The 26,300-nt window shown below is 34.2% G+C and carries 23 protein-coding genes; 3 read left to right on the plus strand and 20 right to left on the minus strand.

Going from position 1 to position 26,300, the window contains the following annotated elements:
- Positions 1–44: 44 nt before the first annotated feature.
- The 17 genes from ACOQOS_RS04655 to ACOQOS_RS04735 all read right to left on the minus strand — a co-directional run bounded on the left by ACOQOS_RS04655 (position 45) and on the right by ACOQOS_RS04735 (position 17,708).
- On the minus strand, positions 45–2,888 hold the full coding sequence (locus tag ACOQOS_RS04655; protein ID WP_420573803.1) for a hypothetical protein: 2,844 nt from the start codon (positions 2,886–2,888) through the stop codon (positions 45–47).
- A complete protein-coding gene (locus ACOQOS_RS04660) occupies positions 2,882–5,956 on the minus strand; it encodes a baseplate J/gp47 family protein (RefSeq protein ID WP_420573804.1) in 3,075 nt (1,024 codons plus the stop codon). Before ACOQOS_RS04660 ends, ACOQOS_RS04655 begins: the two co-directional genes overlap by 7 nt.
- A gap of 2 nt (positions 5,957–5,958) precedes the next feature.
- On the minus strand, positions 5,959–6,372 hold the full coding sequence (locus tag ACOQOS_RS04665; RefSeq protein ID WP_420573805.1) for a GPW/gp25 family protein: 414 nt from the start codon (positions 6,370–6,372) through the stop codon (positions 5,959–5,961).
- 4 nt (positions 6,373–6,376) lie between these two features.
- Positions 6,377–6,667, minus strand: coding sequence for a PAAR domain-containing protein (locus tag ACOQOS_RS04670; protein WP_420573806.1), 291 nt, complete (start codon positions 6,665–6,667; stop codon positions 6,377–6,379).
- A 19-nt stretch (positions 6,668–6,686) separates the two neighbouring features.
- Positions 6,687–8,429: a type VI secretion system tip protein VgrG gene (gene vgrG, locus ACOQOS_RS04675; protein ID WP_420573807.1), complete on the minus strand. Its 1,743-nt coding sequence runs from the start codon at positions 8,427–8,429 to the stop codon at positions 6,687–6,689.
- The gene (locus tag ACOQOS_RS04680; protein ID WP_420573808.1) at positions 8,426–9,181 is read right to left on the minus strand and encodes a CIS tube protein; all 756 of its coding nucleotides are present in this window, start codon (positions 9,179–9,181) and stop codon (positions 8,426–8,428) included. The genes vgrG and ACOQOS_RS04680 overlap by 4 nt, the downstream gene beginning before the upstream one ends.
- 2 nt (positions 9,182–9,183) lie before the next feature.
- A complete protein-coding gene (locus ACOQOS_RS04685) occupies positions 9,184–9,339 on the minus strand; it encodes a hypothetical protein (RefSeq protein ID WP_420573809.1) in 156 nt (51 codons plus the stop codon).
- On the minus strand, positions 9,339–9,818 hold the full coding sequence (locus ACOQOS_RS04690; RefSeq protein WP_420573810.1) for a phage tail protein: 480 nt from the start codon (positions 9,816–9,818) through the stop codon (positions 9,339–9,341). The genes ACOQOS_RS04685 and ACOQOS_RS04690 overlap by 1 nt, the downstream gene beginning before the upstream one ends.
- 5 nt (positions 9,819–9,823) lie before the next feature.
- Positions 9,824–10,258 (minus strand): phage tail protein, encoded by a 435-nt coding sequence (locus ACOQOS_RS04695; RefSeq protein WP_420573811.1) that lies wholly within the window; start codon positions 10,256–10,258, stop codon positions 9,824–9,826.
- 53 nt (positions 10,259–10,311) lie between these two features.
- Positions 10,312–12,441, minus strand: coding sequence for a phage tail sheath C-terminal domain-containing protein (locus tag ACOQOS_RS04700; RefSeq protein ID WP_420573812.1), 2,130 nt, complete (start codon positions 12,439–12,441; stop codon positions 10,312–10,314).
- Positions 12,442–12,530: 89 nt separating this feature from the next.
- A complete protein-coding gene (locus ACOQOS_RS04705) occupies positions 12,531–13,085 on the minus strand; it encodes a hypothetical protein (RefSeq protein WP_420573813.1) in 555 nt (184 codons plus the stop codon).
- Complete coding sequence (locus ACOQOS_RS04710) at positions 13,078–13,644, minus strand: DUF4255 domain-containing protein (protein ID WP_420573814.1); 567 nt, start codon at positions 13,642–13,644, stop codon at positions 13,078–13,080. Before ACOQOS_RS04710 ends, ACOQOS_RS04705 begins: the two co-directional genes overlap by 8 nt.
- A gap of 293 nt (positions 13,645–13,937) precedes the next feature.
- A complete protein-coding gene (gene tmk / locus ACOQOS_RS04715) occupies positions 13,938–14,561 on the minus strand; it encodes a dTMP kinase (RefSeq protein ID WP_420573815.1) in 624 nt (207 codons plus the stop codon).
- Positions 14,562–14,645: 84 nt separating this feature from the next.
- Entirely contained in the window at positions 14,646–14,843 is a 198-nt protein-coding gene (locus ACOQOS_RS04720; RefSeq protein ID WP_420573816.1) for a hypothetical protein, read from the minus strand.
- A gap of 263 nt (positions 14,844–15,106) precedes the next feature.
- Positions 15,107–15,787 (minus strand): response regulator, encoded by a 681-nt coding sequence (locus ACOQOS_RS04725; protein WP_420573817.1) that lies wholly within the window; start codon positions 15,785–15,787, stop codon positions 15,107–15,109.
- Positions 15,788–15,798: 11 nt separating this feature from the next.
- Positions 15,799–16,593 (minus strand): sensor histidine kinase, encoded by a 795-nt coding sequence (locus ACOQOS_RS04730; protein ID WP_420573818.1) that lies wholly within the window; start codon positions 16,591–16,593, stop codon positions 15,799–15,801.
- A gap of 743 nt (positions 16,594–17,336) precedes the next feature.
- Positions 17,337–17,708, minus strand: coding sequence for a hypothetical protein (locus ACOQOS_RS04735; RefSeq protein ID WP_420573819.1), 372 nt, complete (start codon positions 17,706–17,708; stop codon positions 17,337–17,339).
- A 234-nt stretch (positions 17,709–17,942) separates the two neighbouring features.
- Between ACOQOS_RS04735 and ACOQOS_RS04740 the strand changes: the two genes are divergently transcribed.
- The 3 genes from ACOQOS_RS04740 to ACOQOS_RS04750 all read left to right on the plus strand — a co-directional run bounded on the left by ACOQOS_RS04740 (position 17,943) and on the right by ACOQOS_RS04750 (position 20,314).
- Positions 17,943–18,518, plus strand: a complete 576-nt coding sequence (locus tag ACOQOS_RS04740; protein WP_420573820.1) for a phage tail protein — start codon at positions 17,943–17,945, stop codon at positions 18,516–18,518.
- 48 nt (positions 18,519–18,566) lie between these two features.
- The gene (locus ACOQOS_RS04745; RefSeq protein WP_420573821.1) at positions 18,567–19,142 is read left to right on the plus strand and encodes a phage tail protein; all 576 of its coding nucleotides are present in this window, start codon (positions 18,567–18,569) and stop codon (positions 19,140–19,142) included.
- A gap of 140 nt (positions 19,143–19,282) precedes the next feature.
- The gene (locus tag ACOQOS_RS04750; RefSeq protein WP_420573822.1) at positions 19,283–20,314 is read left to right on the plus strand and encodes a T9SS type A sorting domain-containing protein; all 1,032 of its coding nucleotides are present in this window, start codon (positions 19,283–19,285) and stop codon (positions 20,312–20,314) included.
- A 378-nt stretch (positions 20,315–20,692) separates the two neighbouring features.
- On the opposite strand, the gene ACOQOS_RS04755 is transcribed toward ACOQOS_RS04750, so the two are convergent.
- From ACOQOS_RS04755 to tilS, 3 genes are read right to left on the minus strand one after another with little or no spacing between them, the layout of a single operon-like run.
- Positions 20,693–22,525 (minus strand): DUF885 domain-containing protein, encoded by a 1,833-nt coding sequence (locus ACOQOS_RS04755; RefSeq protein ID WP_420573823.1) that lies wholly within the window; start codon positions 22,523–22,525, stop codon positions 20,693–20,695.
- Positions 22,526–22,539: 14 nt separating this feature from the next.
- The gene (locus ACOQOS_RS04760; RefSeq protein ID WP_420573824.1) at positions 22,540–24,936 is read right to left on the minus strand and encodes a protein-disulfide reductase DsbD family protein; all 2,397 of its coding nucleotides are present in this window, start codon (positions 24,934–24,936) and stop codon (positions 22,540–22,542) included.
- Positions 24,933–26,243 carry a tRNA lysidine(34) synthetase TilS gene (gene tilS, locus ACOQOS_RS04765; RefSeq protein ID WP_420573825.1) on the minus strand — a complete coding sequence of 437 codons (1,311 nt, stop codon included), beginning with the start codon at positions 26,241–26,243 and terminating at the stop codon, positions 24,933–24,935. Before tilS ends, ACOQOS_RS04760 begins: the two co-directional genes overlap by 4 nt.
- Between the last annotated feature and the right edge of the window lie 57 nt (positions 26,244–26,300).

Raw genomic sequence — 26,300 nt, forward strand, 5'->3', positions numbered from 1 at the left:
TTTTTTTTCCGTTTTTTAACTCATAACTTTTTAGGTATCACTAATTAGAGTGAGCCAAGCGCACTTCTATTTAGTATGATTCTGTTCTTATTTTCGCCATCATCATCATTACAGTCGTGTAATGTTCCTGTTGCGTAAATTGTGTTCATTTGGTTCATAGCACAGAGTAATTGCTTGGTTTCTTTGTGCTTTGCCATATAATCGTTTGATTTTCTTTTTTTCGATTCTAAAAATGTACGCCATGCTTTTTGAATACGTTTCATATCATAGGCATCATCTTCATCAATGATTATATATTCTTCTCCATCATCTTTACTACTCGCATCAGAAATTGTTTTTTTAGTGTCTGCTTCTGATAACATGTCTGACGAAACATCTGATACGCTCACTTCTGAAACTTCTATCTCAGAAACTTCTATTGCTGGATTTTCTTCTTCTTCCTTTTTTTCTATTCTTGATAAAGCACCGTCAATGTGACCAACCCAACAGATTCTTGGTTGAATATGCGCTGGTAGTTCTCTACGAATTAAGTCTTCCATGAACACTCGAAAATCAATATTTGAGAATCTCGAAGTGTATCCTGGAAATATAATTGTTACTTGATATGAGAACGGATCCATTTTTATACAGGTATTGCATCCATCGTCAATGCATAGCGGTAAACAGTCGTTTAATTCTCCCATGTCTTTGGTGTGATATGGTAAGGTGAGAATGTTTTCTATCATGTAGAAACCTTCATCGAATAGTAATTCATCTATAAATCCGATGGTTTCTATACGCTTTAATTCTGCTTTTTCTTTACTTGCGTAGTAATGATTGTATTGTCTTCCTATGAGCGTTCCTTCTTCGTTTACTAAAGCTATGTAGTAACGTTGTGATTTTGTTTCTGTTTGGCGTAATACAAAATTTTTATCGTCAGTTGCCAGCTTTAGTACTTCCAACAATTCATTAATGGCTTGTTGTTTTGATGCAAAATCTTTTTGTGATGATAAGTGTACTTTGGAATCACTTTTTATGATCCAACGATATTCAAAATGTACACCATCGGCTACAGTTTCGCGTTTTAATGTTTCAATGCTTATAGCATCGTTAAACAAGTCGCGACGTGCATAATCATCTAAACCTGATAGTAATGCTATTCGTTTTTGAAAACCTGAAACATTATTGGTATCCCATTGTGTTGATTTTCTGTAATTGAATGCTAGTCCACGTTCTGAGCTTATTTTATCGTATTCTTTGATGAATTTATTTTTTGTTGTGATGATGTTTTTTTCGACACTGTTTCTGGCCGTTCCAAAGAGTTTATACATTGTATTGGTATAATCTTCAAAAACTTCTGCAAAACGCGCTATTAAGTGATCTAGAAGTTCATTTCTACGTACGTTGAAATCTTCTAGTTGATCTATGATGTTTTCAACATTGTTTTTATAGTTTGGAAAACCTGAGAGTAAGGTTTCTATTCCGTTGATTCCTTCTACTGCCTTGAAAAAATAGGTTTGTTGTAAGTTTTCATCAGCAGATAACAATGTTTTTATATGTTCTAAGTGTGAAAAGTAGGTGCTTAGTATTTGATCAAAGAATAGTAAGTATCCTTGTAATTGCTTTGCTTTTACTTTTCGTTCGTTTGATACTGTACTGGAAAGTCCGTATTTAGAGATTCCGTAATTTTCTGGTAGGTGATGTTGTACGGTATCGTATTTTATTTTACTGTATACTCCTGTAGGCATTGGTAAATCGTCAAAAGATTTTTCTTGACTTGCTTTGTCTGCAGCTTCTAATTCTTCTGTATACTCAGCTACCTTTTCTTTATTTAAACCAACTGGCAAGAAGCCTTTTTTGTATTTGAATGTACTTTGATCGCAGAGTACAGGCAAGTGATTTTCTTCTACACAGATTAACCAAGGATCACTTTTTGCATTGATGTTTTGATTGCAATCGCTTTCACCATCATTTTTTGGCGGACAGTTGTCAATGCTGATGTCTTCAATGAGTTTGACACCTTCAATTTTCATGATGATATTCATGATATCTGATAAACGTACTTCTTTGCGAAGCTCCGATTTTTCTAGCGCTTCTGGCGTTAAGAATCCGTTTTCTAAGATTGGCCCTTGAAATATTTCATCTGACGTAAGTCCCATATCCAACATTTCAGTCAGCGAATTGGCACGTACGCTTGGTGATAAGTATTGTGCAATTTTCCACTCAATGGTAGCATGAACTTTTTCTTCGTTTGCGCCATTTTCAAGCTGTACTTGCGCACAAACACGAATACATTGTTTCTTTATTTTTTGTACCTCAACTAAATCTTCACACAGATTTCTGTTTTCGTGATATTTGGTAAATATGGCTGCAATGATATCTTCTTCTATATATTCCTCATCATCGTCAAAGTCAACTAATATTGTGTATAATCCTTTAATGTGGAACGTTTCTGTTTTGTATGGTGAACCCACGAATGGTTCAAAACTTACTTTTGGATGTTCTATATTACACTCAGCATGTAGTGGTAGTTTGTGAATGGATAACCAACAGTTTTTTACTCCTTTTATATCGATGAATAGTTTTCTGTAATCTAAAGCAGTAACTGGTCGGCACGTGAGTATGTTTTTTGCAGATTTGAATTGCTCGTGCATTTTTTCAAAGTTACTTTCTGCGGAAGCGACTAAGTTTTCAATAGGCTGATCGATACGCAATCCTAAATCAGTAATGGCATAGCATAACAACTCCATAATCGTAATTCCTGGATCACTGATGTTGTAATCTGTCCAAATTTTTCGACTGAGTTCTTCAATATATTGCTGTCCGGTGTCTCTTAGATGTTGAAAATCAAGATCGTCCTTATAGCTTACATTGCTCGGTATGGTGATATGTTCATCTACGTTTAACATTCGGCTGTAGTTATGGCGTTTACAGTGTGCGAGTCTGGCTCTACTGAGGTTAAAATACTTTTTTGATCTGTTGGTATGATTTCATCTTTTTCATCTCCATCATGCAACATTTTGAAATCTTTTATATAATCTACATAGTCTAAATTTTCAATGTAGAAGATAACTTCACTTGCGTATAATGCATTTCCAAATGAAATGGGTTGATTTTTATCAAATGCCCAAGGCGATAGGTATTGTGCAAGATCGGTTCGTAATTCTTTTGTGTAAAAGTTTGCGTCCAATCCTTCATAGAATCGTGCACTTAGTGTAATGGTTACTGGCTCATATACTGGTGAAACTACATTGGCTTTTACATGCATTGTATTGAGTTTGTTTACATAGTTTTGAATAGCATTGAGTTTTGCTTGACTTAGTTTTGGTTTGTATATGTCGTATACATTTTGATCGATAATGTTTGGAATAGCAACCAATAATACTTCTCCTGGCGCTTTAAAGCTTGTGCTTGTACTGTGATTTAAACATTTTATTTTGTGCAAATAATTAAATTCTTGCAGTACGAGATGTTCATAGTCCCATAGGGTAATGGCTCTGTTTTTATGACGTAATCGTTCGCTAACTCTTCTGTAAAAATCCAAGTCACTTTCTTTAGGTAAGCCGTCAAAAGAAGCATATGGTTGCGTTACTTTTTTTACAGTTGCCAAGCGTTCTTCTAGTTTGGAAATTGTTTCTGCAGGCATTCCTTTGTCTAAATGTTCCAAAGTATTTTCGTTATTCAAGAATTTGACTTCTACAGCTTGCGTGTGAATGTTGCTAAACTTTGAAACGGTATTGTATGCATTCGAGATTGTTGCTCGAATCCATAAATGATCTTCTGCAAAAAGTGTGGTATCTCCAAATTGTTTTGGCACTGTAAAGGCTACCAATCCTGCTTTTAGGAAATTGTCGGTTTGGTCTTTGAGTAAGTATTTTGATTTTAAATTATGCCATGTGTTTTTGTGCAAATATTGCCAAGTCACTTTTGCTTCTCCATACGCTTCAATAGCATCTGGATTTTCTGAACCTTCTTCTATTTGACATAAGAATTGAATGTTTTGATCAGCAATAGCATTTTCAATTCCAATGTATAGTTGTCCGCCATCTTCTGGAGCTGGCATTAAGGTTAATTCAGATTGTGCTACTTCCTGTATTCCAAAAGGCAATTCGTGATATAGACCAATGTGCTTGGTGTTTTTTCTGATTGTTTCAATTGTGGTAACTTTTACTTTTAGGTTTTCTGCAAGTGGCGCATATGCATTGTTTGGCAATGCGAATTTGTTAAGCGCGTGATATGTGTATATTCTCGCGAAAGCGTCATGTAAAAAGTTATTTTGTAAAGACAGTTGAATAAAATAATCGTCTGTCTTTTTAGGTATGTAATTTGTTTGTGGCGGCAAGAAATTCTTGAATTTGGCACCAGCAACTCCAAAAAACATTTGTTGATTTCGAGAAGCTTGTATTTCGTCTTGACTTATACTCGGCGTTTCTTCCGTTGCTTCCGTTTCAGAATGATCGTAGTTTAACGCATCAGATTCATCTTCCGAGTGTGCATAGCTTTGATCCGTGGCCGTTTTAGCTCTACTCTTGGAATCTCCAATATAACTTGCCATGACACGAAAACGTGAAGAACCGTAAGCATCTGTGACTAATTGTGTTTTGTTTGTGCCATTATAAAGTTGTAAAAATGTAGTTGGTGGCGTTATGTTTAAGTATTGACTTAAATAGTGTTGATAGTGTGCTTGAAAGTTATCTGGATAGTCTTTCCAATCTAATGAGACTTCAATATCACTGATATTTTTTCCAATCCATTCTTCGGCAGAAATTTTCAGTTTTGCTCGTTTTTTGGCTAATGGACCAAAAGGATAGAAAGGATTGTCTGTTTTTATCTTTCCAAGATCATTTTTTACTGTTAAACCAGCTGTGTATTCGCCTTCTGTGGATATATTTATATGATCTAATTCCGCTTTAGCGATTTTTAAATAGCGATTGTATGTTGTTGTTGTTTTGTCTTCAGGAGCGAATAATACACGAATTATTGGATGCGTTGTAGCATATTTACCTTCGTGAGTTTCTACATCGTAATTGACAATTTTTTCATCTTCTTCACTAAGTTGAATTTCAATGGTCAATATTTTACTTTTTGTGCTTGCATTTTTAATTACAGTTGCAGGAAGTGTTACCCAACCTTTTTCTCCTGTGTGCTCAATAGATAAAATAGATTGTAAGTCAAATTCACTTGTTAGTGTCTTGAATGCAGCAGTGATCGTGATATTTCGTTTTCCTTCTGTAAGTAGTAATGATGGTGCAGTTAGAGAGAATCCTTTTTTGGCAAGATTACGATTCATATCTCCAAAAGGCAACCAAGAAACTACGCCATTTTCATCTTCTCCTCCTTCTCCATCTGCAGAGTTTGCAATACTAGATGCATGCCAGTTAGATACATTTGGATACGCATATGTATTTCGTATGGCAGCAATTTTTGCTTTGTTGAGTACAATTTCGTCTTCAAGTTTGTAATGAATTGTGTTGCCTTCACTATCTTTTCCTGCTTTTACAAGTGTTTCTTCACTTAAAAATTGTTCGCTTGCTGTTTTTGCTAATTCAAAAATTACGTACGCATGATCTGCTTTTTCATCTTTTTTTGCAAGTTGTAATACTTCTTTGTAATAAAAATCGAGATGACGTTTTGTGATTTTATTGAATCGTTCTTTACTTTTATTTAGCAGTTTTAAGAACGCTATGAATAGTGCCAATTGTGGCGTAATGTCTCCTTCTGTGTAGGTTTCAATAACTTCTTTTATTTCCTTAGAAGCATTGTGAAATGGTTCCCAAGTTCCGTTTGGTGTATTGAAATCTTTATTTGTGAATAATTGTACATGCTTCGAAAACTCTTCTGCAAAGTTCATCCAATCTTTTACTCCAAACCCCATGAGTTCTACATTCTCAGGATCGAGCAAAGCATGGTAACGCTCTTGCTGTGTAGTGCCTTCGCGTAACTTGATTAGTGTATTTTCGGTACAATCGTTTTGCATGATTATATGTCTGTTGCTTCAGTTATGTAATAAGGGAATACAATGTTTCTTCTTGTATTTGTTGCCCTGATTAGGTATTCTACTTTGATTAAAAATTTTCCTTCTAAGAAGTTTTGCGTGTCTAAAACTATTTTGATGACATCAATTCGTGGTTCATAGATCACAATTGCCTCTTTGATTCTATTTTTCATGATCGTCGTTTGCGTAGCGCTCAAGTTTTCAAATATTTGATCTGTGAGATCGCAGCCAAATTTTGGACGCATGACACGTTCTCCTTGTCGTGTTGTCACAATGGTTTGCAAACTTTTTTCAATATCTTCTATGTCTGATATTAGTTTTACTTTGCCTTGCTTTTCTAAGAATGTAGGTGGAAAATCCCAACCTTTTCCTAAGTATGTTGCTGTTTTAAAATCCATTGTATTATCCTCCTATCATTACGGTTAGCTCTCCTAATACGATGCTTCCTCCATGCGCTGTAGAATCTCCCATACGCGCCGCTGGCATTCCTTCTATCATCACCGTTCCTGAACCTGCTACAATGCTATCTGGCGGACCTGTACAGACACACATGTCGCCTACTTTTGCCGCTGGCAATCCGCCAATGAGCACCGTTGATGCTCCTGGTGGCAATATTGGTCCTCCAACATGTGGTACTGGACCTGTTGACATTGGACACGTGTGCATATCTGTAATTCTTGCTGCTGCTGGCATTGTATTGTTATCTTTTTTGTTAATTGATTTGAACGATTCCGCCTTTTATGGTGGTCGTTGCCGAACCTTCTACCGTTGCTGATGCGCCTTCTGCTGTAAATTCTGCGGAAGCGACCGCTTCAATATTGATTCCTTCCATTTTTATATCTCCGGTAGCTTTCATTATGATATCTTTTCCAGATTCTATAGTAATGCCATCCGTATTCATGGTTATTATGTTGCTATTTTCATCTTGTAAAGTGATGACACCTTCATCATCATCGATGGTAATTATTTTTTCCGCCGGTGTTTCTAGAGTGATACTTTTTAATTCGTCATTCATTGTGATTTTTATTTCACTTTTTGTCATGATGACTTTTTCGAAATTATCATCTGAATATTCTATTGGAGAAACATTGGTATTACTAAATAATGAACCTAAGACTATTGCTTGATTTGGATCATCATTTAAAAATCCTACTAAAACTTCATTCCCTATTTCTGGTAAAAAGTGTACTCCATATTCTTCTCCTGCATGCATGCTTAGTACACGCGCCCAAACACCTTCTTCGTCTGCGCTGATGATTGGTAATTTTACTTGTATTCTGTGTTCTTCTTTTGGATCGCCTTCCAAGGCAGAAACAACTCCTATTTGTAAACCGTTGATTGCTGGCAACATTCCTGAAGCTGGCAATTGGCTAACTTCGTAGGTTTCTGCAAACCATTCAGGGTTTAACCCAAATTGGATTGTTGTGACCCAGTTTCCATTGGTAATGGTATGATGCACACCACTTACAAAGACATCTCCGTTAAAACGATCGCTCATTCCTGCAAGCGTGATCATTGTGCCTGGTAATACCACTTCGCTTCCTTGTATTTTTACCGTTCCGCATATTTTAGCGAGTTGTTGGTATAGACTTTTTGATTCTGCCCAAGTGGTTAGTATTTCATCGGGAATATCTCCAGTATGCGACAGCGTAATACTATTTCCTCCAGCAGCTCCTGCCAATGTAGCTTCGTCCAAGTTTCCTGCAGTGTTTATATTTTTGTTCGCAGCAGTTTTGGTAATAAGTTCTTGATTGGAATAGTTCCAAGCAGAAGCTTCAAATGCTTCATATTGATTGCGCGTATCTATTTCTGCATCAAAGGAGAATATGTTATTCCCAAATTCTGCTGTGAGAACGCTTGGTGCAAAATCTGGAGCTTTGATGCTGATTTCTCCATCTTCCACAAAACACATCATATTGTTGATTTGAGCTCTACATTGAATGAAATCCCAATCTGTTGCTTGGTATTGTACGATTTCATGATGTGCATGTGTTGTTGCAGTCATAGAACCCGACAAACCATTTTCACTTATGATATCTCCGACAACATCACTTTCTGTTGCTTCATAGAAGATTTTATTTTTTCGTGCTTGTGTCATTTTGAACGCTTCATCTTTGCATTCAATAATGAGATAGTTGCTATTGTTGTTTGCTTTGATACCATGTTTTGTAATGATTCCTTTGAAAAGTGTTTTTTCTTCAAAATCATAACCTCCTTTTACATGAATTTTTTCTCCTGGCGCAAATGATGGTGCATTACTTGCTTCAAATTCTTGTGTAACACTGTCACCATCTATTATAACTATGGTGGCAGTTGGAATTCGATTGCATGTACGTTCTACCGTGATGGTTTTTACTCCATACGTAGCACTTACTTCTTGTTCTGCATCACCAACGAGTACTGTTAGGGTTACTAAACTTTGTTGTTCTGTCGATATGTCTCCGACTAAACTCATGCGCTTTGCGTTTTATTTAATGGTGGAAAAATTAATTCGGTTCCTGGTTCTAAGTTTCTAAAGTTGAGTAAATTATTTGCTCTAGCAACTTCTAGATAGTATTTTGAATCGCCATAAATTCTGTATGTCATTAGTGGCAATGTATCACCTTCTTTTACTTGTCTAATATGTGTTAAATCGGGTGATGATAGTTTTAATTCTGCTGCGCGTAACTTATCTGCTTTACTGTCTTTACAAGTAAGCGTTGCTACTGCACGAATTGGAAATCCTTTAGGATTGAACAGCTTGTAATCGATGTCTAGTTTTATTAAAAAACATTTAAAACTCAACGATCCCCATGTGATTTCTAACTCAAATGGCATGTGCATATCTCCATCTACTTCCACCAATTTTTTGAGAGCATCAATTTCTTTGACAATGTTTTTTTCATCCGCTTGATCATCTTTAAATGGATTGAATCCTGCAATGTCTGCTTCTATACTAGCAAGAGTTGAATCTAAATCTAATCCTACAATATCGAAGATTCCGGTGGAATCAAATAAGAGTTTGAATGTAACATCTCCTGGTTTTACTTTCGCAAATTTTGGTTTTTTTCCAGGCGAGTTTGTCTCTTGATCGAGATTATAATCAACCGTAAATGTTTCTTTATAATTCTCAGGATTGATGGCTACTTTTATGGCTTTTCCAGATTTGTTTCCTTTTCTGTCAAACTTTTGGATAGTCATCTTCTCTAATTCTCCTAGTACAGACATGGTTAGCGTTCTTTTTTGTTAGTGATCACCTTTGAAATAGTTGTTAATATTTCATGAGAAGTCCAATTGCTACGTGATTCTCTCACTAAGGACATTTCTTCTTCCTTTTGAGCATTTACATTGACTTTGATACGTAAGTTTTTGATTTCTATTCCCATTATGTTGGAATTATATCTCCTATTGATAAAAGTTTAAAATAATCATACTTGAGTTCCAATGTCTCTATGAGTATACTTTGCGTTTCTGCATTGAATTCTCCTAGTTCGTACTTGATAGGATATGCGCCCACTACATTCCATGTTTTAATAGGAATATGATTTTCACTGAGCAAGACTATGATGAGATTGAGTCGTTTGAATTCGAATTTTTCATAGGCATCTTCACACCATTTTGCTACAGATGAAGGTACACTTTTGAGTCCTCTTTTCAGCGTAAGTGTACTGAATTTTAATCCTTTGGGTATTTCATGAACAAATCTATTTTCTCCACCTTCCGCGTAACTTTCTGTTTCTACAGTAACGCTTAGTCCTGATACAGATTGAAAACTGAGATCCACAGGATTTGGCAGTAGCCCGTTAAAGTAGACTACAAAGTGAAAGCCCGAAACTGGATATTTAAAATTGTCAAAAAGCGCCATGTGGATTATCCTTCATTTAAGATTTGTAAACCTTCATGTACAACTGTAATTGATTCTACAGCAACTTCACTAGCTTCTCCTTTTAAATCTGTTGATTGAATTTTCATTGGCCAAGCGTTTAGGAGTTTCCAAACTACTACTGGTGCATGTTCTTCATCTAATAAACTGATTGTAATATCACGACGTTCAGCTTTGTTTAGTTTGTTGGCTTTCATCCAATCATAGAATTCGTTATCGCCTTTAAACACACCTCTTTTGAGGACAACATCTGTATATTTTACCATTCCTGGCATGTTGATTTTGCTATATTCTGGACTTGATCCTTCTCGGTATTCTAGTTTTTCGAATTCAACATCTAGTCCTGTAACTTCTTGAAAACCGATTTTAGTTCCTCCCCATTCTACTTGAAAGTGAAACTTTGGTAATGGATATGCTGACATAATTTTATGTTTTTAAATGATTTGTTTTATGCTTTATTTTTGGTGTAAATCGTTTATGATTCTTGCATTTTATGAGAGAACTTCAATACGATGAATTCTGCTGGTCGCACTACTGCCATTCCAATTTCTACATTCATGATTCCGTTAAGAATATCATCTGCAGTCATCGTTTGGTTTAATCCTACTTTTACGTAGTATGCTTCGTCTGTTGTTGCTCCTGCTAAAGCTCCTGCTTTCCATTGATTGGTAAGGAAGTTTTCTATCATAGATCGGATACGAACCCATGTATTGGCATCATTTGCTTCAAATACAAATTGATCACTTGCCTTTTTCACAGATTCTTCAACCATATTAAAGAAGCGTCTTACCGAAACATAACGCCATTCGTTGTCGTTACCAGCTAGTGTTCTTGCTCCCCAAACCATCACACCTTTTCCTGTGAAAGAACGAATTGCGTTGATAGATTTTCCTGCAGTTGTGTCTACATTTAATCCATCTTGAATATCATTAGTAACTCTTACTGTAGGTTTTATTACGTAGTTTAGTGATACATTTGCTGGTGCTTTCCAAACTCCTCTTGTACTGTCAATACGTGCATAAACTCCTGCTATGGCACTACTTGGAGGCAATTCCATCGGCAAACTGTTGATGGCAGTTTTGATTTCATTATAAGTTGCATTGTCATCAGTTTCTAGAGTTGTGAGCGTTCTTCCATGCATGGAACCATTGTTGGTGTCTAATGCTATTTTCCCATCTAATTCTAGTTTTAAAGCATCCCAATTGGTAACGATGTCATCAAAGTCTGTAGTAGTTCCATCCGCTAATGCTAAAGGATCAAAAGCTCCTGCAAGGAAACTTGCAACTACATCGGCGATATTTGATGTTCCTGTTTCTATAACTGATTCTATTTCAGCAGTATCTTTTTTGACGATATGCTTTTTGAGTGCGTTATGCAGTTGCGTTAGCTCATCATATTTATCTTCAATTGTATTTTCAAATAGATTCACAAGAGCGTCTGCAGCTGTTTGAATATCATCGATATCACCAGATGATAGCTCGTCTGTTAAGGCTGATTTAGAAGCAATAACTTCTACTTTAGCTTTGTTTTTAAGTGTGATGAGTTCTCCAAGATTTGTTAATAAATCTCCAAGTTTGTCTGATAAATTTGAAGGTCTATCTCCTGAAAAATCTTTAGGATCTCCATCTACTTCACCAAGGTTGAATCCTTCATTAGCTGGATCAGACACTACGTCATTATCGTTGTATAGATATTTTATTACTTCTGCCAAAGTTCCAGAAAATCCTGTAGTACTAAAGCTTCCTAGTGTAGCAATTATTTCGTCAACTTTATTGCTTAGATCGTTGTCTATAAGCGTAAGATTGGCTTGTACTTTATCTATAACTCCTGCAGCTTTGTGATTGTCGATGTGTGTTATTAAGATTCTGTCTGAATCAACTGCATAGTTTAAAATGGTTTCTAAATGTGGATAATATGCTGCTCCATATTTTGCATAATCTTTTTCTGAGCTAATTTTATTACGTAAATCTATTACGTTTTGATCGCCTCCTGGCGTTCCATCAGAACTCATTGTGTCAATAATTGTAAAACGATCTTGCAGTTTGTTACATTGATTTAATGCGTCATTGTATAAGCCGTAAAAATCATCTTCTTTTGTTCCACCTGTTAATCTTGTAGCATCTGGAAAAAGAATTAATGTTGGCTCATCTACTTTAGCTAATTCTGGCAAACCTTTGTCTAAACCACCTTTTGTTGGAGCTGCTTCCGTAGTGTCATCTGCAGAGATCTCAGTTCCATAACGACCTACAGAGACAATGTAGCACGGTCCGCCTCCATTTGCAAAGTATAGTTGTAATGAATAGTACATTAAAAATGGCTCTTTGCTTGTTGGTTGTGTTACTACAATTGATCTGTTGTCATCTGCATCATCAGTTACTGTAACTTCGATGGTTGTTTCTGCTTTTGGTCCTCCAAAAAATCGCTCATATTCTAGTAATGAGGTAATTCTTGTCGGAACTTCATTAAGATCTCCTGTGATTTTTTTTGTAGCTTTTTCTGTATATCCAATAAATGCAGGTATAGCCGTTTCAACTTGCGCTACGGAAGGTGGAAATTTTACAATTTCCTCTACGTAAACTCCTGGTGTTTTTAATGTACTAGGCATAATATTTATGATTTAAAGTGTTTTGTTAGTATTTGTTTTATGTATTGATTTCATATTCACTTTTTAAATGAGTTTTCTATTTAGAACTGTTATTCATCTAGATTGACTTCAAATGTTAAAGTGATTGGCGTGCTTATATTTGTTTCTTGTATGTTGAGTTGAAAAACAGCATCTGGCTGTATTCGTTCTTTTATGTTGGCGTTTGTTGTAATTGTTCCTGTTAAGTCTGTAGCACTGTATACCACAAAATCATTAAGTTTTAAATCGTTCCAATCTGTTTTGTCTCTGTATTTTTGATCAGCAATTGCATAGAATTCTAAATCGATATCTATAACTTCTGGCAGCCAATTGGCATATGTTGACTCTGGTATTGTAGAAGCATAACCAACTATTCGCTTGTCTATGACTTCTTCTCCATCAATGATTAATACTTCATCGACCGTTTGTGCTACAAATTCTTCTCGCTTTTTATAGAGAATTACAAATCCTTCTGGCGTCATTCTGACAATGAGTTTGTATGTATCCATCAACGTTGCTGTTGTTTTGTTCGGATATATTTTTACATATCTATTTGTTGCAAATTCGCTTTCATGCTGCAACTTTACCGTTATTAATGGCGCATATATGTAATTGAATTTACTCATTGTGCATTGTTTCTGCTCCTATGGTTGTTATTATTGGTTTTGGTTGTGCAATGTCTCTTTCTAATGCAGAAACTCTAGCTTTGTATAGTACACTTGGAATTTGTTTTCCTCCTAACATTCCCCAGATATTGTTGAGTTGCTCGAAACTTGGTGAACAGAGTTCCATATTGAGTTCGATATCATCTTCATCTGCGGTAAATGCAAATTTTCTTTGATGTTGAAAGAACTTGATTGTTTTATATATGACTGCCACAGCTTTGTCATATTGCAACGTACAAGAGAATAGTAAATAATAGTTGAGATGAATTTTCGGGAAGCGTTTATCCATTTTGAATGTTCCTCCGTCTTCTATTAAACGTTTGTTTGGAAAATTTTTTAAAGTGCTTTCCTCTTCTATTCTAACAATAGTTACTAGTAAGTTGTCACTGTCAATGTTGTTTTCGTCTGATTGAATTTCCGCAACGTTCTGCGCACCTAATTTTACAGTTATTCCCTGTAAAGTGTTAATGTAGGTAGCGAGTCCATCTGCATTCAACTTATCTACGAATTTATTGATCATGTGTTGTTACTTTATTTCTCTATTTGTATTGGAAACAAAGCTATCAATAGAAAAGTCGTCTTGTTAGAGTCTATTCGCTAATTTGATACAGGAAAAACACTCTTTTTATGTAGGGAGAAAAAACTTTTGTTTTCAGGGGAAACACGGTTGTTGATTTGTTTGTGTATTCTAGATTTTGTTTTAATCAATAAAAAGTAAAAGTTTTCGACTTTGTTTTTTGTGGATTGTTATAAAACAACAAAATCCCTTCAAGTGAAGAGATTTTGTTGTTTTAACTATATTTCTATTTGAAATTATTGCATTTCTTTTTGTACAACCTTCCATAATGCTTCTGTCACATTTTCGGGAGTTTCATCTCCGTTTACAGAAACTATATGCTCACTGTCTTTTAGTTTTTCAAAAGCACGATGATATTGTGATTGTACCGCTTTTAGATTGTCTAACGTTTCGTAGATTTCAATAGTTTCACGATTAGTATTGATACGCTTCATGGCAACTTCTGGAGAAACATCTACAAATATATTTACATCTGGTTTTAAAGCCTCAGCAGCCATTTTGTTAGATTCGATCACCCAATCCATGTCCATGTGCGCACCGTGATATGCATATGAAGAAAAGTAGTATCTATCCGTTATAACCGTATATCCTTCTTCTAATTTTTTAAGAATTCCTTGTGTTTCATGAAGAATATGATCTAGTCTGTCTGCAGCAAATAAAGCAGCAATTACTTTTTCATCTGCTTTTTCTTTTCCTCCAAGAATGGTACGAATCATTTTTCCAATACGCATATCTGTTGGTTCAAAGGTAAGATATACTTTGTGTCCTTCTGCTTCTAAACGTTTTGCAATGTTTTTTGCTTGTGTACTTTTTCCACTTCCATCAATTCCTTCTATGGCGATGAATATATTTTTCTTCATGTATACTGGCTTATTCTGCGTCAAAAGTAAAATAATATTTGGATTATTTAAAAAACCCAGAACTTAGATTCTGGGGTTTGTTTTTTAATTTCCTAGTCGACAGTCATTATTTACGGTTAATTTTATAGGATCTTGCGGAGTACAATCAATATCTTTATATGAAAGCATACACATTCTTATAGGTCTAGTGAATTCATTTGCTCCACCTTTTAATGCTTGTTTTTCATTCAAGTTTGCTAATTCTACTTTGTTTAGGTTTAATTTTTTGTTTCGTTTCATCATGTATAATTTTTATGATTATTAATAGAGCAAAAGTATATTTAGATAAAACTGAAGCACAGAGTTATTTAACTGATTACACTGAGGAAAAACACTTATTTTTTAATGTAATAAATACAGTGATTTACCTTTATGAAAGTTTATATTTTAAGGTTTTAATATAGTTCAAAACATCTCTTTTAAGATTAGAGACTAAAAAAAGTAAACTTATCAAAACTATCTGCTAACACGATAAGTTTAACACAAAATTGTCACTAAATAAGAATTTAAAAATCTGGAGACAGTTCTATTAATTTTTTTTGAATTCCGTAAATCACCAAACCTGCTACATTTTTAGATTCTGTTTTTAATAAAAGATTGTTTCTGTGTCCTTCTACTGTACGCGGACTGATGAATAGTTTATCTGCAATTTCGTTTGTAGTATACTGATTGCAAATCAATTCTAATATTTCTTTTTCACGTTTGGTAAGTAGGTTATTGTCTAAGTCACTTTTGATACGTTTACTTTTGGCGGACAATAAGTTTTCATGAATAATTTTTAAAACACGTTCATCATAATAAAAGCCTTTTGCATATACTTCATTGATGGTATGTACTACAACTTTTGGAGATGTGTTTTTGAGTAAATACGAAGAAGCTCCAACATCAATCATATTGGTAATGAATGATTTTCCGTCGTAACTTGTTACAGCTATTACTTTGATTTCTGGATATTCTTTTTGTAAAATTTTGGTACTTTCTACACCATTGAGTAGTGGCATTTTTAAGTCCATAAGTACGACATCTGGTTTAACCGTTGCTACTTTTAGTTTATCGATTAAATCTGAGCCATTTTCTGCTTCAAAGACAATTTCAAAGTTTTTGATCCGTGTGAGTATGAATGATATTCCTGCTCTGAATAAGGCTTCATCATCTGCGATGGCTATTTTTATGATAGGTGTATCCATGGTATGTTAGTTTATATGGTAATTTGTACTTCTACTCCTTTTAATTCTTCACTTTTATAGGTGATTTCGCCTTTTAGTAAAGATACTCTACTTTCTATATTTCGCAACCCAAGTCCTTTTTGAACTCCAATTTTTTTAGTGTTAAATCCTAATCCGTCGTCTTTGTAATATAAAAATAAATTTTCTTTTTTCGGATTGAAGTTTAATTCTATTTCTTTAGCTTTTCCATGACGCATGGAGTTATTCATTAATTCCTGTACGATTCTAAATACGTGTAGTTCGTCATCTTTAGGCAATCTTCCTGCTGTATAATCTATGCTAGACGACACATCTACTTTTTTACTATTACTAAATTCATCGCATAATTCCTCCAAAGCGGCTCCTAAACCAAATTTTTCAAGTATTGGAGGTAATAAATTGTGTGCTATTTTCCGTGAACTTTCAATGGTTTTATTTGTTACACGAAGCATATGATTGATGATTTCATCTGTTTCTTGCTCAGATACATTTTCTTCTTCTAGTAAAAAGTTAGCACTTAGCGAAACTACATTTAATTTTGCACTAATAGCGTCATGTAAGTCTTGTGCTATACGATTTCGTTCTGCTTCTTGTGCAACAATGGTAGCTTTCAACATTTCTTTTTGGTGATTGAGCTCTAATGTCTTTTTTTCTAGTTCTTTTTGAATTATTTTTTTTCGTGATAAATAGAAGAATAATATTAATGTTAACGCCATAATCAACATTAATACTGCACCTAAAATAACAAGTGTTATGATTTTATTATCTCCTGAAAAAAGTTCGTTCATGTATTATTTTAATTAATTGACATTAATCCGTCATTACTATAAAAACCTAATATATCACTTTTAAAGTTAAACTAAGAATCTGTTTTCTTTCTAAAATTTTTAAACCATTCTACTGAAGTTAGAATTTGATATACTAAATACAGTAAAACATTCATAAACCATACTAAATGATTAATAGATGGATCTAATTCTGTCATAATATTACCGGAACAAAAAATTAGAGTACTACTTAAGATATAAATAAATATCCCTGAATTAACATAGGTGAATTTTTTTGTTTCGCTCAGTGAATTATAAAATTGAATAATACTGTAAAACACCAACGGTAATGATGTTAACAATATTTCTAATAGATTGAATCTGTACAATAACTCAGGATATAAATACGATTGTATTATCAGTATACACAATACAAAAACCATTATTATAATTACGGACCATTGTTGAGTTTTATTTTTAAAGAGGGCATGATAAAATAAACTTAATAAGATGAACTGTATGATCAAGTAGTAATGAGCTAGATGTAAGTTATACAGACTTTCTGTCCATAAATAATAAGTAAAAATTTGAATTATAGATATTGAGAATAAGTATACTGTAAAAAACTTATAGGCTTTTTCATTTCTAAAAAAGCCTATAAGAAATAAAACTGTATTCATGCATAATACAATTTTTCCTGTATTTGAAACTATAATTTGATAGTCTGCAATGCCCATAATTTTAAGGACTAAATAATAAAGAGATTATTTTTGTGGTCCGTATAATGGGCTTGTAATGTCACAAGTGGTTGGGCATGGATCTGAAAAGTCATATAATCCAGTATTTACGCTACCATCACCATCAACACAACCTTTTTTTGCAGCTGCATAAATCATGTCTTTCCCTTCAGCATCCACACCAACAATGATTAAATGTGGTTCATTGTCATTACTGGTATCAATACCTATGTAAGCTCTAACATTCGCTACACCTGATTCTTTTGTTACTTCTTTAAGGTCTTCTAATGGAATTAAAAATGCTTTTAAATCTTTGTGATCTGTGAACGTTCCGTCTTGACCTCTCCAAGCTTTTGTCCAAGCTTCTGCTTTTTCTAAACAAATAGTGTTTACTGCCATAATAATTTAAATTTTGTAGTTAGTATGGCTTAAAAATAGTAAAATATATGGTTCTATTTTCTACAATTCTTACTTAAAAAATATATATATATCTAGAATTACGTACTTCTACCTGTTTTTTATTTTGAGTGATTTGACCATTAAATATGTTAGATATAGCCTATATTTTTGATTGTTAGTATTTCATAATAAAAATACTATCTTTAATCTTTTAACCTTATAAACTATATTATTATGGATCCATTTATCGGAGAAATTGTTATGTTCGGAGGAAATTTTGCACCAAGAGGTTGGGCATTATGTAACGGACAATTATTAGCTATCTCGCAAAACTCGGCGTTATTTTCTATTTTAGGAACTACGTATGGAGGAGATGGTAGAACTACGTTTGCTTTACCTGATTTACGTGGTAGAAGTGCTATTCATCCAGGAACAGGACCAGGCCTTTCAACAATTAAGTTAGGACAAAGAGGTGGTGCAGAATACCACACGTTAAATGTTTTAGAAATGCCTAATCACTCACATAGTGGAGCTACATTAAAAGGTACTATTGGTTGTAATGAAGAAGATGCTGATTCTGAAGATCCTACAGGACATACATTGGGTCCAATACAAGTAAGTGCATCTAGTGCTGTTACTGTGAATGCATACAATTCTCAACCTGTTGATAGTACAATGGCTCCTAACTCTGTTTCTATTTCAGGAAATACATTGGCTACAGGAGGAAACCAATCTTTTTATATCAGAAATCCTTTCGAAGGAGTAAACTTTATCATTGCAATGCTTGGAGTGTATCCATCAAGAAGCTAAAAATTAGGCTTTATAAAATCGAATTAATTAACATTAAAAAAATATATTATGAATCCATTTTTAGCGCAAATTGTAATGTTTGCCGGAAATTTTGCTCCAAGAGGTTGGGCATTATGCAACGGACAATTATTACCAATAGCATCTAACCAAGCGCTTTTTTCACTGTTAGGTACTACCTATGGAGGTGACGGAAGAACTACGTTTGCTTTACCTGATTTAAGAAGCAGAAGTCCAATTCATGCAGGACGTGGACCAGGACTTTCTGATATTAAATTAGGACAAAGAGGCGGTATAGAAACGAAAACATTGACATTACTTGAATTACCTAATCACTTTCACAATGCTGGTACTATGAAAGGTAGTATTGGAACTAATGAAGAAGATGCTGATTCTGAAGAACCAACAGGAAGAGTATTTGCACCAATACAGGTAAGCGCTTCTAGTGCTGTTACGGTAAATGCATACAATTCTTCACCTGTTGACAATGTAATGGCACTTAACTCTATTTCAATTTCAGGAAATACAGGAGCAACGGGTAACAATCAATCATTTAATATTAGAAACCCTTTCTTAGGTATTAACTATATTATAGCATTACAAGGAACGTTCCCTTCTAGAAGCTAAATAAACTTTATATACTAATTTGCTTCCTTTCTTATTTTAACCTAAGAAAGGAAGTTTAACTAAATATTAATAATTCCCTAGCGGCTTGTAAGTATCTTTTTAAATTTAGTATCTTTACAACAACATAAATCCTAAACAATATGAAAATAAAATTACTTTATATATTGGTTGTAATACCAATGTTTTTATTTACTAATGCTTCTTTTAGTCAGGCAACAACCTTGGCCATAGGAGACATAGTTATAATACAAAATCAAGCAGATACGCCAGATGATTTTGCTTTTGTCGTTCTTGCAGATATTAATGAAGGAACAGGAATCTTTTTTACAGATTGTGGAGCAGATGCCAGTGGTTTTGCTTCTCCATGTAATGAAGGAGCTGTAAAATATACAGTCCCTACTGGTGGATTAAGTGCTGGAGATATTGTAAGATTTTCCGTAAATGGTGCAGACTTTGCTAATTATAGCGATAGTAGAATTGCAGGTAGCAGTGGTATGGCACTAGCTGCATCTGGAGATCAAATTATTGCTTTTCAAGATAGTTCAAATGCTGCTGGAGGAACGAATGCTGGTAACACACCAACGTTTTTATTCATTAACCATATTGCTTCTACAGCTTTTACTGGGAATCCAGCTGATTCTAATCAAAGTGCTTTGCCACTTGGATTAAATGCTACAACTCCGCCTAGATCAGCTTTAGGACTTGGTTCTGGTACTGGTACACAGGATGAATGGGATAATTCTATATACACAGGAACTTATGACTTTTCTGGTTTTTCAACTATTACAGAAGCTCTGAATGCAGCTAGATTATCATTGACTGATCCAGCAAATTATGTAGGTGTAAATTCTATTTTTGATATGGCGTATTCTGATGCTGAAGTGGCTATGCCAACAGAGTTAAACTTAACTACTTTATCTAACGACGAGTTTTTAAGTAATTCATTTGCAGTATATCCAAATCCGTCTAACGGAAATATTACAGTTCGTAACTCAGGTGTAGCATTACAAAATATTACGATTACTGACCTTAGTGGACGTACAATTTCTTCTAAAGAAATGAGTGGAGTTACTAGTAATGTTGATTTAAGTTTAAAATTAACAACAGGAATCTATTTAATGAAGTTATCTACTAACGATGCTTCTACAACTAAGAAATTAATTATCAAGTAATTCTTGATTTTTTACATAAATTTTAAAAAGTGGATACATTTGTATCCGCTTTTTTTATGTCTTTATTTTTCTACTTATAGAGTCACTACTAATTAGCAAACAGCTATAATTTATAATAATTTTCGATATTAAATGCTTCTAAAATTTGAATAGAAGCGACATTTATAATTTGTCAAAAAAACTATTATTTGTATTGAAGTTTTATTACTGAGTTGCTTCAAACCTTACTAAAACAAAGAGAATGACTTTTATTCTAGCTACTTTTTATCTTTGATTACTGACTTTTATTTGAAACATGTACAATCTCACGAAAGTGTATTCCACAAAAAAACGAGCACCATTACAGTACTCGTTTTAGATATATTTTTTAAGATTTACTTAGTTTTTACTAGCAATCCATTCGTCTACTAAATCGCTTAATACGTTTAATGGAACGGCTCCGTTGCTAAGTACAACTTCGTGGAATTCGCGAATGTCAAACTTCTCTCCTAGCTTTTCTATAGCATTTTCTCTTAATTCTATAATTTTGTTCATTCCTACTTTGTAGGCTGTTGCCTGACTTGGCATTACAATATGACGTTCTACCATTTTTACAGCATCAGATGCTGCATTTGGTGTATTGCTTGTGTAGTAATAGATTCCTTCTTCGCGTGTCCATTTGCGAGCGTGAATTCCAGTATCAACTACCAATCGACAAGCACGCCATAATTCCATGGCTAAGCGTCCGAAATCTGAATATGGATCTCTGTAGAAGCCCATTTCTTTTGGAATGAATTCTGAGTATAATCCCCAACCTTCAACATAGGCTGTATAGCGTCCAAATTTTCTAAACATTGGCACTTCTTGTAATTCTTGTGCTATTGCAATTTGCATATGATGCCCTGGAATACCTTCATGATACGCCAATGCTTCCATTTGATAACTCGGCATTGCTTCCATTGCATACATGTTTGCATAGTATGTTCCTGGTCGTGAACCATCTAATGCTGGTTGTTGATAGAATGCTTTTCCTGCTGATTTTTCACGGAAACCTTCTACTGCTTTTACGATAAGATCTGCTTTTGGTTTTGTAATGAATAGTTCGTCTAAGCGTGATTTCATCGTGTTGATCATTTCTGTAGCTTTGTCCATGTATTCTTTACGACCTTCTTTTGTTGCAGGATAGTAAAACTGTTCGTCATTTTTCATGTACACAAAAAACTCTTGTAATGAACCTTTGAAACCTACTCGAGTTTTAATCTTTTTCATTTCATTATGAATACGATCTACTTCACGCAATCCTAAATCGTGAATTTCATCAGCAGTCATGTTGGTTGTTGTCGTTCTTTGTAAAGCTGTATTGTAGAATTCTTCGCCATTAGGAAATTTCCAAACACCATCTTGATTCGTTGCGCGTTTCTTTTGTTCTTCTAGTAATAAGACTAACGAACCATATGCCGGACGCACCGATTTTTGCAATGCTTCTTTGGCTAGTTGTTCTAATTTCTGACGATCTTTATCTTCTAATTCTAATTCTGCAATTTTTGACGTAAAATCTTCCCACAGCGTGCTGTTTTGCTTGCTATTATCGAAAGGAGCTCCTTTGATGATATTTTTAGAATCATTGATGATGTGATCAAAAACAAATTTAGGCGGCATAATACCCGCTTTTTCACGTTCTTTTAAGTTTGCTTCTAGTTGCGTGAATAAATTGTTTAATCCGTTTAAACGCTTTATATATGCTTTTGCATCACTTATATCTTTAATGCTGTGCATGTTGATTAAAAACGCAGGAATTTCTGCTTGCATACCATGCATTTGGTTTAACGGATAGTTATACAATCTATATTTATGATCTTTTATATCATTGTCTAAGCTTTGCTTGTATAATTTATAACTTAATGCTGAAGAAGCGTCTAATGCAGCTTCGTCTACGTTTTCATTCAACCATTTTAGACGATCTTTAGCAACTTGAAGTCTTTTCTCATCTGCCGCAGGCGATATATCATCCCATTTGTCATAATCAGTTTTATTCCCAATACGTGTTTGCATTTGAGGAGAATCTTTTAAGTCTTGCTTAAATTGTGCTTGAAACCAATTATTTAGACGTTTAGAATGTTCTGCAACTTCTGTTTCTGTATAGTTTTTGGCAGCTTCTTTTTTGTCACCTTCACAAGCTATAAAACCAGTAAACGCAAGAAGCACTATGAAACATTTTGTGATCTTTCTCATTATAGTTCAGTTGATTATTTTTGTTTGTTGAATGTATCAATACCATCTTTTAACCACTTTTCGTATGTTACAGGATCTGGTGTATATGCAACTGCTTCTGTAAGATCATTTCCGTTTACATCTTGAATTACATATAGCGGTTGTGCGTTGGTATTGTAACGTGTTTGTTGAAATTCTTTCCACTTGTCTCCTATCGTACGAATGTTATTTCCTGTAGCTTTAGATTCGTATTGTTCTTCTTTTGGAAGTTTTTTTCTGTTATCTGCATATAAAGAAATTAGTACTACATCATTTTTTATCATGCTGAGTATATTTCCTTCTGTCCAAACTTGTTCTTCCATTTTACGACAGTTTACACAGGTTTTTCCTGTAAAGTCGATCATTACAGGTTTGTTTACTTTTTTAGCGTATTCTAAACCTTTTTCATAGTCTAAGAATGCTATGATTCCGTGTGGTCCTTCATGTGATACTTCTTCTTCTAGTTTTGGTGCATCTTTTTGTTTTACATCAGCATAGTTTACGCTTGCTTGTGCTTTCTTTTTATACCCAACACCGTATGGCGATTCACTATTTCCATTCATTGGCGGTGGAAAACCACTAATTAATTTTAATGGCGCTCCCCATAATCCAGGAATCATATATATTGTAAAAGCTAATACGAAGATTCCAAAGACTGCTCTTCCCACTGATATTTTCTGTAATGGACTGTCATGCGGCAATTGAATTTTCCCGAAAAGGTACATCGCTAAAGTTCCAAAAATAGCTACCCAAATTGCCAAGAATACTTCTCTGTCTAAAATATGTAAGTCTAATACAATGTCTACCATTGATAAAAACTTGAATGCGAAAGCTAGTTCTAAAAATCCTAAGACAACTTTTACTGTGTTTAGCCAACCTCCAGATTTTGGTAATGAGTTCATCCAACCTGGGAAAATAGCAAAGATGGCAAACGGAATTGCAATGGCAAACGAGAAACCTAACATACTTACTATTGGTGTTATTCCTCCTACTGTTGCTGCTTCAAGTAAAGCTGTTCCTGCGATTGGGAATGTACATGAAAAGGAAACAACAGCCAACGCCAATGCCATGAAAAAGATTCCTATAATTCCTCCTCTATTTGATTGTTGATCTACTTTATTCATCCAAGAATTTGGTAGCATGATTTCAAACGCTCCCATAAACGAGAACGCAAAAACCATTAAGACAACAAACATGATGAGATTGAACGTAACTCCTGTAGAGATGTCATACATGACATTGGAACCAAATAGTGCAGAAATAGCAGTTCCTAATCCTGTGTAGATAACAATGATGAATAATCCGTAAAGTAATGCATTTCTAATTCCTGAAGCTCTGTTTTTACTTTGCTTGGTAAAGAAACTTACTGTCATCGGAATCATTGGAAATACACATGGTGTTAGTAATACACCAAATCCTAATCCGAATGCTATAAAAAATGTTGCCCATAAACTTCTTTTAGGCTTGTTTTTATTGCTTCCGCTTGTTACTGTGGCATTATCTAAATTGAAATTGATTTCTTTTACCGTTGGAGGCAAACATTTTTCATCATCACAAACCATGAATAATACTTCTGCCATGATTTTTTTGATAGCAGCATCTTTTGATTTTATTCTTTGTTTGAATATCGCTTCTCCTTCGTAGAAAGAGATCTTTTTTTGGAATACTTTATCAAATACTTCTTTGGTTTCTGACTCTCCTACTTTTCCTATAGTATCATATCCTTTGCCTACTTCTAAAAATGTAAATTCTGTTGGAAAAGGTCCGTCATCTCCATAACTACGTTGCGAATATAAATGCCATTTATCTTCAACACTCGCTTTCATGACCAATTCGTATTCGTCATCAGATATTTTGTTTACAGATCCTGACCATTGCACAGGATCAAATACTTTTGGTTGTTCGTTTTGAAATGTATGTTCAGTTTTTGATTCACGTCCAGGAATTTGGAATGTAAACTCTTCATCACCTAATATACATTTTTCATCGTCACAACTTTGATAAATTACTTCAGAAGTAATGGAAATTAAATCGGGGTTTTTAACTTCAACTTTCTGTGTAAACGTAGCTGTTCCTTTAAAATATGTGAGTTCTGCTTGAAATACTTTGTCAAATTTTGTAATTCCTTTGCCTTCTTTGTTTTTTCCAATAAGCTTGAAATCGTTGATTTGCTGAATAGAGTCGTACATAAACTCTGTTGGAAATCCACTGTTTTCGGCCAAGTATTGAGAATATAAACGCCATTTATTGGCGATTTCCGCTTTGTAGATAAGATTAAATTCAGTGTCTGAAACTTTCTCAATTTCTGTAGTCCATTTTACTGGATCCTCAACTTGTGCTTGTACAGCAAAACTGGACAAACATAAAAGTAAGAGCGTAATTAGTTTTTTCATTGCAATGTTAGCTTAATAATTGTGTTAGTTGGTTTGGTTAATTTATATCGATTATCGGAGCGTTTTCCAATAATCCATACAATGTTTTCTTCGCTGCATAGTAACCATTGATTTTCTTTGTCAATTAAAGAATACTTTTCATCCTTGAAATATTTGCTCAATTTCTTTTTGCCTTGCATTCCAAACGGATAAAAATAGTCTCCATTTTTCCATTTTCTTACTTTTAATGGAAACTTTAACATCTCTTTATTAACATATAAGACGTTTTTTCCAGTATTGGTAATGTTGGTTACTTCCTCAATATGCAATCGAATAGGTGTGTTTATAGTCGATTCTGAGTTGGTTATGGTAATCTCAGAAGTTTCTTTTGTTGTGATTCGTTTTTGTATGAATAGATGTGTTCTATCTTTTATCAATCGATATTTATGTGAAAATAATTGTTTTCCACTTTGCCCGTCAAGTAAATTCATGATATCATCCCAAGTAGAAAAGCCAAAATCACGCAGTAATTCGTATGCATATGCTTTTGGATGTGTTAACTTTTGTAAGGCTTCAATTTCTATTTGGTAATTTCCTTCAGAAACTTCTTGTAAAAACTCCGACTTAATATTTTTTACTGCATCTTTAATGATAATTTTACTTTCTTGTAAATGCTGTTGCGTTGTTTGAAAGTTATCCATAAACGTTGGATGCAATTCTTTTAATAACGGAACAATGTCATGACGTATTTTATTTCGAACGTACTTTGTAGATGCATTACTACTATCTTCACGCCATTGTAGTTTATTGGCTTCTGCATAAGCTTTTATATCACTTCGCGTGAATGGCAATAGTGGACGAACAATGTTTTTGTTTCGCTCAGGAATTCCGGTTAAACCATCAATTCCTGTTCCTCGTGATAGGTTGATTAAGAACGTTTCCAACGCATCGTCTTTATGATGTGCTGTTAAGATATAATCGTATTGGTGTGTATCTGCAATGCTTTGAAACCATTGGTAGCGCAAATTTCTCGCTGCCATTTGAATCGATATTTTTTCTTCGCTTGCATAGGTTTCTGTTTCAAATTTTTCTACAAAAATTTCAATTCCAAGTTGTTTAGCCCATGCTTTTACAAAGGTTTCATCTTCTTCACTTTCTGCTCCTCGTAATTGAAAATTACAATGTGCGAACCCGATTGTGTAACCAAGATCATAAAATAGTTTTGCCAATACTACACTGTCCAATCCACCGCTAATGGCGATTAGCATTTTCTTTTGCTTTAAAAATGGTAAATGAGAAGCAATATGTCTTTCTATATTTCCTAGCAAACGAATAGATTAAACAGAGTAAAACCCTTATTATACTTACTATTTCCAAAGATAATT

Source organism: Kordia sp., from assembly GCF_965224175.1.
In the GTDB taxonomy this organism is placed as follows: domain Bacteria; phylum Bacteroidota; class Bacteroidia; order Flavobacteriales; family Flavobacteriaceae; genus Kordia.